Raw genomic sequence first — 9,700 nt, forward strand, 5'->3', positions numbered from 1 at the left:
CATTTATTAACACCAAGTCTTAAAAATACTACTTAATATTGCGTAACATCAGTAATTAATATTCTGAAAGTTTCCCTTGCTGAAAATAAGACCAAAACTTTCCGAGAATTTAAAATTCTTCGGAAAGTTTTGCGTTAATAGCAGCTCTATCTTTTGCATACACCAAGTCAATTATTTTGTATAGCTTTGTGTATCAAATAGAAATATATTTTTAGGAGAATATATTTAGGTATTTTTTTATGTGGAATCAAATATTGGGGGCTATTTCTCGAGATAACTTTTTAAAACAATTGATTTACTTAGGGTTCATTGTATTTGTTTTGAAGGTTTTTGCATTACCGTTTGTTCAGATTACAGATAGCGATGCAGTGAGTAGGATTTTTTCTGCCGCAGAGTGGGCAGCTAATCCACATCTTATTGTAAAGGGTATTTGGGGGCCCATTCATTATTATTTGCTTGGAACTCCGTTAATGCTGTGGAACAATGCGGTCTATTGTCCGATGCTGGTTACCATAATATTTTCAGTAGCGATTATATTTCCGGTATATTTTTTTGTAAAGCAAGGGTTTTCTGCCAGAAGTGCTTTTTGGGTATGTGCCAGTTTAGTATTTTGTACTATATTATTTCGGAATAGCTTTTTACCGTTATCAGAAACGCCTTTTTTGTTTTTTGTAGCCTGTAGCTTATACGATAGTGAAAAATAAACAAGACCAATATTTTGCATATTGGATTTTTTATTTTATTTTTGGTTTTTAATATAAATCATTATGTCATTTGCATTATATATTCCTGTATCAGAAAGTTTGACTGAGTTGAGAAAATCATTAAAATCATCGTCTTTAATGATGCAACCTCGCATCAAAATGTTGGTAGCGATGAAAGAGGCGGGCAGTAAAGGTATTTCTAAACGTGAGTTGATGGATACCATTGGTGCCAGCAGTCAAAGCATCCACAATTGGCGCACTGCCTACAAAAAAGGAGGTATGGACACCTTGCTACATAATGGTAGGAAAGGGAAAGCAGGAAAGCCATCAGTGTTCACCAAGGAAGAGCATAAAAAAATGGAAGAGAAACTGCATGACCCTAAAAATGGACTGGCAGGGTATATTGAACTCAAGGAATGGATAGCCAATGAGTTTAACAAGGATATTAAATACAACACAGTGCTTAAATATGCCACAAAGCATTTTGGGACAAAGGTAAAAGTAGCTCGCAAAAGCCATGTCAAAAAAAATGAACTAGCTGTTGAGGATTTTAAAAAAACTTTATTAATAAAATAACCAATATAATCCTTTCATTTTCAATAGATTTTCAATCTGTTAATCTCTATTTTCAAGACGAAAGCCGTTTTGGATTACATACCAAGTATGGTAGAGGTCTTACGGCCAAGGGCATTCAACCGGTGTGTACTTTCCAACAAGTTTTTCAATACACTTATCTTTTTGGAGCATTTTCTCCTGTAAGTGGTACGCAATTCCAACTGGAGATGCCTAGTTGCAATGGAGAAACTTTTCAAATTTTCATTGATGAGTTTTCATTGCAAGAGCCTGAAGAATACAAAATAATGGTTTTGGATAATGGTGCATTCCACAAGGCAAAAAAACTAATCATTCCAAAAAATATCTTCCTATTATTTCTACCTCCTTACAGCCCAGAGTTAAACCCTGCTGAAAAGATATGGCAACATATCAAAAGAAAGTTTACCAATAAACATTTCGAAAATTTAGAACAAATCAGCACATTCTTTGACCAAGCAATAAAGAACCTAAGCCCTCAAATGGTAATGTCTATATGCACATTCAAATATATGAATATAGATACATTTTGGTCTAATTAAAATATCATTATCGTATTATATCGGTGATTTCACAAATGAATGTGCCAATAAGTAAATCAAGGCTATAATTCATTGTTTCCATCTTTTATCTTTTTCTTGGGATAATTGATAGCTGAAGGTGATGATTGTAAAGAGTTAATATTCAGATATATTGCTTATTGTAAATCTTTAAAGAGAAAAGTAAATGTAGTGATCGTTTATACAATTTACAAAAATAAAAGAAAAATAAGGTTACCCCTCGGCTACGGCAAAATTGTAGCCTGAAATTGTTAGCGAAGTATTATGTATATTTGTATGTGATTTATCATTTAACAACGGAAGAGCTTTTACTTAGAGCCTTAGAAATAGGAGTTTACAAAAATCCATCACTAAAAACTGAGGGTTTTATACATTGTTCACCAAAAGAGGAAGTTCTCTCAGTTGCGAAACTTCATTATGATAGTTCACCTAAAATGATTGTACTTTCAATTGTAGAAAAACGCCTAACTGTTCCTGTAAAATGGGAAAATGGACTTTCTGATAAACTTTTCCCCAGAGTTTATGGCTCAATCCCTGCCGAAGCAATCGAAAGCATAGATTTAATTGAAAAAAATGAATACGGAGAATTTGTATGGATTACAAAAGATTAACACAAGCAACCAAGATTGCTGTTTTATTTTTTTTAGGAATACTAACTTCTTGTGAGCAAGATACTCCTAAAAGTAGCTTTACCCAAAAGTTTCCCAAACATCCAATCTCTTTGGTGGAAACTTTGGGAGATTCCTTACGGCTCATTAACCCAAGCGGCGATACCGTAACATGGAAAATGTTTTTTGATTCCAAGACGCAAGTCAGTACGATCACCGAAAATGCGGAAACCCTTTTTACGGGCTGGGCAAGCCGATTTAGAAAACGCTATTACTTATCTACGGAGCAAAAAGACAAAACGTACTATTATGACGCGATAGAAATCAACCAATCCAAAAACCAACTACGAGGCTTTGCAGGCTTACAAGCTATGTTTCAAATAGATAAACTTATTGACAACCAAAAAATCCCCAAAAGGATGTTTCCAGATAAAGAAAACTATCCCTATCGCTTAAAACCTCACCGGAGAGCAGTTCATAAAATATTTAACAATATTTTAGATGAGGCTGCTAATACATTCCAGCTATTACAGCAACTTCCCCAACATCCGGAAATCTATGAAACCCCTGATACCTTATTACAAGAAACACAAACAGATAAAAATCAAAATGATGCTGATAATCAGTTAGTAGAAAAAATATTTCCGAACCCCACAACAGGTGTTGTTAATATTGTATTACAAGAGCAGGGGGATTATACCCTAAAAGTGCTGAACAGTACCGGTGTTATTGTTAATACCTTAGCGTTTTCCGGAACTGAAAAGCAAGTTGATTTAAGCGGGCTACCACGTGGTATTTACTGGCTTCAAATAACAGAAAAAGAAGGAGATTCCGGATCTACTGCACGCATTGTTTTAGAATAAGTTAGATGAAGGTCGGCTACTTTGTTAGAATAATATTTCTTCTAAGTGTTTTTTTCCAGTCTTTTGCACAAGAAAAATTACTACCGGAAAACTACTTTGATGGCCTCGAAAGTGGTGGATTTTTCTGCAAACGCCCCGAAAATCAGTTTGCACAAAAGCAGTCCGTTTCTTTACAGCGCACCTTAATAGCTGCCGGACAAGACTATAACTTTACCGGCCTAAAAGCTTGGTGGAAAGTAACCCCAGATACAGCATATATATCCGGAAAAGTTACGGCATATTTTGTCCCTAATGTAGATTCATTTAGCATAATTACCTTTGAATTAAGTAATTACTTAAAAGTATATCAAGTTCAGTACCATAATAAGTTACTACATTTTTCCCATAAAGACAATATATTATTCATTGAACTTCCTAACTATGTTTTGCGTGAGCATACGGATTCTGTTAGTATTTGGTATGGCGGGCATCCGGAACCCACTGGCTTTGGTTCTTTTCTCTCCGCTCCCCATAGCCAAGGAAGATGCACATGGACGCTCTCAGAACCCTACGGAAGCCGAGACTGGTGGCCTTCTAAGCTAACCTTAAACGACAAAATAGATTCTACCGACATCTACCTTTATCATCCCGTTGGTACTAAGGCAGCAGCTATTGGGGTTAGACAATCCATTATTCAATTAGATGATACAATGTTAGTTACCCATTGGAAACATCGCTATCCAGTGGATATGTATCTTATTGCTATTGCCGTTAGCAATTATTCTGAGGTCAATATGCACTTTTTTGATGAGGGAACGCAGGATTCTTTACGGATTCAAAATTTTGCGTTTCCGCAAGATTCTATTTATAGCGTTACCACTATGGGAGACCAACACGATGCTTTTCGTCTATTTACCAAAATACTTGGGCCATATCCATTCAGCAGAGAGCAGTATGGAAATCTCCAATTTGGTTGGCGAGGCGGAATGGAGCATCAAACGTTATCCTATATCACCGGCTGGATGTTTGAACTAATGGCTCATGAAATGGCGCATCAATGGTTTGGAGATAAAATAACTGCTTCTTCATGGCAAGACGTTTGGCTGCATGAAGGTTTTGCGCACTACCTAACTACCTATTGTTTTGAAAAACTTTTCGATGGCCGGTATTTTTACCAAAGAAAATGGGGCGTTTTACGTGAAGCTGCCAAAGACGCAACAGGGTCTGTCTTTGTAGATTCAGACACACTCAATAACTTACGGGTTTTCTTAGGAGCACTTAGCTATCATAAAGCCTCTATTGTACTCCACCAACTCCGTTGGCTGATTGGTGATGAAGCATTTTTTACCGCAATACGCACTTACATACAAGACCCCAACCTTATTTATAGTTACGCAAAAACCCAACACTTACAGAAACATTTTGAAATAGCCTGTAACTGCTCTTTAACAGAATATTTTCAGGATTTTTTCTATGGAAAAGGATACCCATCTTATCTTGTTGAATATAAACAAGATGCTGATAATTTCTTAAATGTACGTTTGATTCAAACTACCACTCACCCCTCTGTGTCATTTTTTGAAATGGCAGTACCATTACGAATTTATGGTAAAAACTCTTCCGGTAGCAATATAGACACGACCCTTAGGTTAGATTTATCAGAGAACTTTCAACTTTTTCATGTTCCGTTATCATTTGCGCTGGATAGTTTACGCTTAGACCCTGACTTATGGCTCTTACGGGATACTACGGTTCGTTATTTACCTATTAACTTTGTTTCGGATGAAGACCGTTTTTGGATGTATCCCAACCCAACCGAAAAAACGGTCAATTTTCAACTCTTTTTTGAAGAAGCCGAAAATGCACACATAGAAATTATCAATGGGCTGGGCCAACTTATTCAGAAATGGGACTTTAACTCTCCGACTTTAAAAATAGAACTTCCCATAGACATTACACCCGGAGTTTATTTCGTGAAACTGAATATCGGTAAAAAACGAAAGTTTACCAGAAAATTGCTCGTGTATTAAAAGATATTCAAATTGAAATTCATTTTTCAACTTTAAATAAAGCAAGTAAATTTCGTAGTAAAAAAGAGAAACTCCAATAAGGGACAAAAACCCCAAAAAGGTTATAAATTATCCAGTGGACTGTTGATATTAGCTATCTGACTATCAGCAACTTTGGTGTATAACAAAGTGGTTTTTATATCGTTATGCCCCAATAGTTTTTGAATTAAGCTAATATCTGTACCTAACTCTAACAAATGTGTGGCATAGCTGTGGCGAAGTCCGTGAATGCCTATTTGTTTTTTTATATTCGCTTTTTTCATCGCATTTTTAAAAATATTTTGAACACTTCGTATGGAATATTGCCCATCATTTTGACCTTCAAATAAGTATTTTTTGGGGAGATAGTTTTTGTAATAAGTTCTTAATTCCTGCAAAATAGATTCGGGTAGTTTTACTATTCGGTCTTTTTTACCTTTTGCGTTTTTTATTAAGACAATCATTCTATTGCTGTCTATATCTTCTATTTTTAAATTTACAATTTCACTTACCCTTAAACCCATTCCGTAGCACAGTTTTAAAATCAAGCTGTGTTTGCTATTTTCTGTTACTTCAAACAGTTTTTTTATTTCCTGGGTGTTTAACGATTTAGGTAACAGTAATGGTTTTTTAGGGCGAGGAATATCAAAAAACATTTTATTATGATGAAGTACTTGCTCATAATAAAATTTCACAGCATTAATTCTGCTGTGAATAGAGTTTTCGGACAATTTTAATTCGTTTATGCAATACAGAAAATAGCTTTGCAGCTTTTCGGGAGTTACGTTTTTTACAGACACATTTTTAAGAATATGTAGGAGTTGAGCAAATTCAATAGAATAAGTTCTGATGGTATTTGTAGAATAACCTTTTAAGGTCAGTATATTCTGAAATTTTTCAAATTCAGGTTTATTGACATCAGAAATATTATCAATAACCTCGGAGCCTACAACATTATTTTCTAAGCCCAGTTTAAATCTGTTAGTTCTATTATCCAAAACATACCAGCATTTTTGAGATTGAGACCACCTTGCGGGTAGATTCTGCTTTATCTGTGTAATTAAATTATAGTTCTTTTCAAATTTAAGCCAAATTACATTTTGATCTCTGTGTTTTCCGGTTGAGGTACTTATTCTGCTTAAATCAAAATCGGATTGCGCTTTTTTAATATCCATATAGTTGCGTTTTTTTAATATCTGATATACTGCGTGAAATATGTATCTACAAAGGTACAGCATTAAATATCCTGATTAGCAATGTATGGCAAGTAAATATATTTTTTTGTTTATTTGATATTTTAGATTTAATATTGCGCATATTTAGGAGTTAGCCGCCACCCGTGCGAAACCGCACACCAAAAGGACGACAACGAGGCAAGACCTGTAAAGCCGTTAGAGCAGGAAAAAAATTAATGAGGTTTATGGTAAACTACACTAAATTTGACAGCAAAATGGAAGCTGAAAAACATTTCAAAGATAGGGTGATTTTGAAAAAACATATGCGTACAATTATTTTTCTATGGGCAATATTCTTGTTGCCAATAAGTTTATCAGCACAAATCAGAATTTCTGAAGATAAACCTAAAGAAAAAGAACCTGAATGGTTGAAATACAAAGATATTATTTATGCTCCTTATGACAGTTCTTACCTGTATGTGAAATATTATCCAATTTTAGAGGCTTACAAGAAATATATAGGGCAACAATTATATCTACCTTCATTATACATAAAAGGTTGTGGTAGAAGAGGAAGTGCAAGTTTATTGATGCATGATAGTTATTCTTCTGAATATAATAGTTATTTATGGCATCCTTTGAAAATTGGTCTTTATTCACCACAAAATGACGATAAATTTGTTACAAATAAATATTATACTATCATTGACATATTAAGTCTTTCTGATGCCGAATCGAAAGGGCATTTAAAGGAACTTAGTTGCCTTGCATGGCATAGAGATGTTAAACTTACAAACGATTACTATTTTCGTATCACACATGGAGATAAAGACATTGCCCCATACTTTGTTTTAAAAGAAACTCAAAGCGGAGATATCGTTTATACTGCATATATGGAAAGTTTTATTTTAGTTGGCGGTTTTGTAAAAATGCAGCAAAATTATATAGGGCTAAATATTTTTGAATTAACAGAGTATCCCAACAAGAATAATATTAGCAAGAATATTATAAAAGAAAAATGGATATGTAGCGATGTGGCACTTAAAATTCCTCCGAATGATACCTACAATAATGATGTAAAAGTAAACTTGATTTTACAAAATGTCGATGATAAAGGAATAGAAAAAGAAATTGAATATGGTTTAGTTGATAATAGATTATATTGGACTAAAAAAGATTTGGACAATACATTGGCAAAAATAACCGCAGAGGAGAGAAAACGCGAAAATGAAGATGCTGCATACAAACAGCGATTAGCGCAAGAAAAAGCTAAACGCAAACAGGATTTGATAGGTAAATATGGCACAACAATGGCAGAAAAAATTATTGCGGGCAAATATGAAATAGGTATGAATAAAGCCGTATGCAAAGAAATTGTAGGATATGCAAATGTGGTTGACAAAACTGCAACAACTGAAACTTGGAAAGTCACTAATTTTTGGACAAACGGAATAACATATCTGTATTTCAATGGAGATAAATTGGCAAGAATAGTTAATCGTTAATTAATTAAATATCATGCAAGCAGGTGAAAATTTTGTTTTAGAAAGTGATGAGGAAATTTTGAAAATTAATTCTCCGAAAGATAGCGTAGGAGGTCCCTATAAAGTAATTTATAAAGACACTGAGAGTTTGAGGTATGCTATTGTGTCTTTGCATTGGGGCGGTGAACCAAGTTTAGGTATGCGTTGGTTTTGGGGAAACTTAGGATTTCCACATTCCCGTAATCATTCAACTTGGTTTATTGTTCCATCTCAAAATTGGAGGTCGCTATTAAATGGGTTAGATATTTCTAAAGAAATGAAAAGTGAAGTTCTTCGATTTTTGGGAATTGAAAATGAATAATGGAAATCTAAAGACTATTAATAAAAAAGGGCGAACGGCTAACAAAGGCTATATGCAATAAGGGTTTCAGTGATATTTCAAGCATTCTGCCCCGCATAAAATTTCGTGTCGGTGGACAGGAAAGTAGCCCGCAATCCCTTACTGCATATAGCCTCAACCGTTACCACCAATTTTGAGAAAATGAACAATACGAGAAAAAACACACTAATTGCAATCGGAATTCCGACATTATATGCTGTAATACTTCGACTTTTTTTTGGAATTGACACTTGGAACGACCTCTTTTCTGTAATGTCAGTAACTTTCTTGTTTTTACTTCCGACCATTGTAGGAGCATTGACTGTTTATTTGTCTGCACCTGAAAAAGCAAAAAGTATAGCGTATAGAATTTTTGCACCTTGGATACCCGTATTTCTTTTTTTAATAATAACACTTGCTCTTGCAATTGAAGGTTGGGCTTGTTGGCTTATGATATTGCCAGTATTTCTAATAGCAGCTTCAATTGGCGGACTAATTGGCGGTTATTTAAAAACAAAAAAAGCAAATAATAGACTAAACATTTCAATTTTAGTGTTTTTGCCATTCTTGATTGGACCTATTGAAAGTCTTATAGATACAATCCCAGGAACCTATAAAGCATACACTTATATTGATATTGATGCACCAGCAGAAAAAATATGGGACAATGTAACTCGTGTAAAAGAGATTCCACATGCGCAAGACAAAGGATATTTGACAAGAATACTTGGTTTTCCACGACCTGTAAAAGCGGAATTGAATTTCGATGGAGTCGGTGCCTATAGAGAAGCTATTTTCACGAAAGGTCTTGTCTTTCATGAAACCGTAACGGAATATAAAGACAATAAAAAAATGGTCTTTAATATCAAAGCATACCCTCACGAAATTCCCTCAACAACTTTAGACGAACACGTAGTAATTGGTGGAGACTATTTTGACGTTCTAAATGGAACTTACGAACTTGAAAGGTTACCGAGCGGACTGAATCGTTTACATTTATACAGTCATTTTAAAATGAATACGACTTTTAATTTTTATGCTGGTTGGTGGGCTAAATGGATTATGAAGGATATTCAAAACAATATTTTGCAAATTGAGAAAATTAGGTCTGAGGAGAAATAAAAAACTGGTGGTAACAGCCAGTTTGCCGCAATGGCGGGTAAAGTGCTTCGATTGAACATTTTCGGTAAATTGAAAGTTCGTTCTTCGATTGAAATTTATCGGTAAAAGCCGCCACTTCGGCAAGCTGGTCAGACGTTACCGGCAACCCTGACCGACCGACCGTGCAGACATCAACCGACCGACCAAA

11 protein-coding genes are annotated in these 9,700 nt (G+C 34.8%); 9 read left to right on the forward strand and 2 right to left on the reverse strand.

From position 1 onward, the window contains the following. Positions 1–239: 239 nt before the first annotated feature. From LC115_04695 to LC115_04720, 6 genes are all read left to right on the forward strand, one after another. Positions 240–704 (forward strand): hypothetical protein, encoded by a 465-nt coding sequence (locus tag LC115_04695; GenBank protein MCZ2355978.1) that lies wholly within the window; start codon positions 240–242, stop codon positions 702–704. A gap of 63 nt (positions 705–767) precedes the next feature. Continuing rightward, positions 768–1,280 carry a hypothetical protein gene (locus LC115_04700; GenBank protein ID MCZ2355979.1) on the forward strand — a complete coding sequence of 171 codons (513 nt, stop codon included), beginning with the start codon at positions 768–770 and terminating at the stop codon, positions 1,278–1,280. Positions 1,281–1,303: 23 nt separating this feature from the next. Beyond that, positions 1,304–1,837: an IS630 family transposase gene (locus LC115_04705; GenBank protein MCZ2355980.1), complete on the forward strand. Its 534-nt coding sequence runs from the start codon at positions 1,304–1,306 to the stop codon at positions 1,835–1,837. Between the two features lie 296 nt (positions 1,838–2,133). Continuing rightward, positions 2,134–2,466, forward strand: a complete 333-nt coding sequence (locus LC115_04710) for a DUF952 domain-containing protein (protein MCZ2355981.1) — start codon at positions 2,134–2,136, stop codon at positions 2,464–2,466. Continuing rightward, positions 2,448–3,326, forward strand: a complete 879-nt coding sequence (locus LC115_04715; GenBank protein MCZ2355982.1) for a T9SS type A sorting domain-containing protein — start codon at positions 2,448–2,450, stop codon at positions 3,324–3,326. Before LC115_04710 ends, LC115_04715 begins: the two co-directional genes overlap by 19 nt. Before the next feature lie 5 nt (positions 3,327–3,331). Continuing rightward, positions 3,332–5,335 carry a T9SS type A sorting domain-containing protein gene (locus LC115_04720; GenBank protein ID MCZ2355983.1) on the forward strand — a complete coding sequence of 668 codons (2,004 nt, stop codon included), beginning with the start codon at positions 3,332–3,334 and terminating at the stop codon, positions 5,333–5,335. 101 nt (positions 5,336–5,436) lie between these two features. Here LC115_04720 and LC115_04725 read toward each other — a convergent pair whose 3' ends face one another. Next, the gene (locus LC115_04725; protein MCZ2355984.1) at positions 5,437–6,528 is read right to left on the reverse strand and encodes a site-specific integrase; all 1,092 of its coding nucleotides are present in this window, start codon (positions 6,526–6,528) and stop codon (positions 5,437–5,439) included. Positions 6,529–6,803: 275 nt separating this feature from the next. Here LC115_04725 and LC115_04730 point away from each other — a divergent pair, with 275 nt between their 5' ends. From LC115_04730 to LC115_04740, 3 genes are all read left to right on the forward strand, one after another. Further along, a complete protein-coding gene (locus tag LC115_04730; protein MCZ2355985.1) occupies positions 6,804–8,033 on the forward strand; it encodes a hypothetical protein in 1,230 nt (409 codons plus the stop codon). 13 nt (positions 8,034–8,046) lie between these two features. Next, on the forward strand, positions 8,047–8,373 hold the full coding sequence (locus LC115_04735; GenBank protein ID MCZ2355986.1) for a hypothetical protein: 327 nt from the start codon (positions 8,047–8,049) through the stop codon (positions 8,371–8,373). Between the two features lie 180 nt (positions 8,374–8,553). After that, positions 8,554–9,513: a hypothetical protein gene (locus LC115_04740; GenBank protein MCZ2355987.1), complete on the forward strand. Its 960-nt coding sequence runs from the start codon at positions 8,554–8,556 to the stop codon at positions 9,511–9,513. Here LC115_04740 and LC115_04745 read toward each other — a convergent pair. After that, positions 9,494–9,700, reverse strand: a 207-nt coding sequence (locus tag LC115_04745) for a hypothetical protein (GenBank protein MCZ2355988.1), incomplete at its 5' end; no start/stop codon positions are given. The two genes, LC115_04740 and LC115_04745, sit on opposite strands and share 20 nt — an antisense overlap.

Source organism: Bacteroidia bacterium (assembly GCA_026932145.1).
Classification (GTDB): Bacteria; Bacteroidota; Bacteroidia; order J057; family JAIXKT01; genus JAIXKT01.

Bases quoted from the DNA above. Each gene is read 5' to 3' on its own strand.
- LC115_04695 (MCZ2355978.1), top strand. From the start codon at position 240: ATGTGGAATCAAATATTGGGGGCTATTTCTCGAGATAACTTTTTAAAA.
- LC115_04700 (MCZ2355979.1), top strand. From the start codon at position 768: ATGTCATTTGCATTATATATTCCTGTATCAGAAAGTTTGACTGAGTTG.
- LC115_04715 (MCZ2355982.1), top strand. From the start codon at position 2,448: ATGGATTACAAAAGATTAACACAAGCAACCAAGATTGCTGTTTTATTT.
- LC115_04720 (MCZ2355983.1), top strand. From the start codon at position 3,332: ATGAAGGTCGGCTACTTTGTTAGAATAATATTTCTTCTAAGTGTTTTT.
- LC115_04725 (MCZ2355984.1), bottom strand. From the start codon at position 6,528: ATGGATATTAAAAAAGCGCAATCCGATTTTGATTTAAGCAGAATAAGT.
- LC115_04730 (MCZ2355985.1), top strand. From the start codon at position 6,804: ATGGAAGCTGAAAAACATTTCAAAGATAGGGTGATTTTGAAAAAACAT.
- LC115_04735 (MCZ2355986.1), top strand. From the start codon at position 8,047: ATGCAAGCAGGTGAAAATTTTGTTTTAGAAAGTGATGAGGAAATTTTG.
- LC115_04740 (MCZ2355987.1), top strand. From the start codon at position 8,554: ATGAACAATACGAGAAAAAACACACTAATTGCAATCGGAATTCCGACA.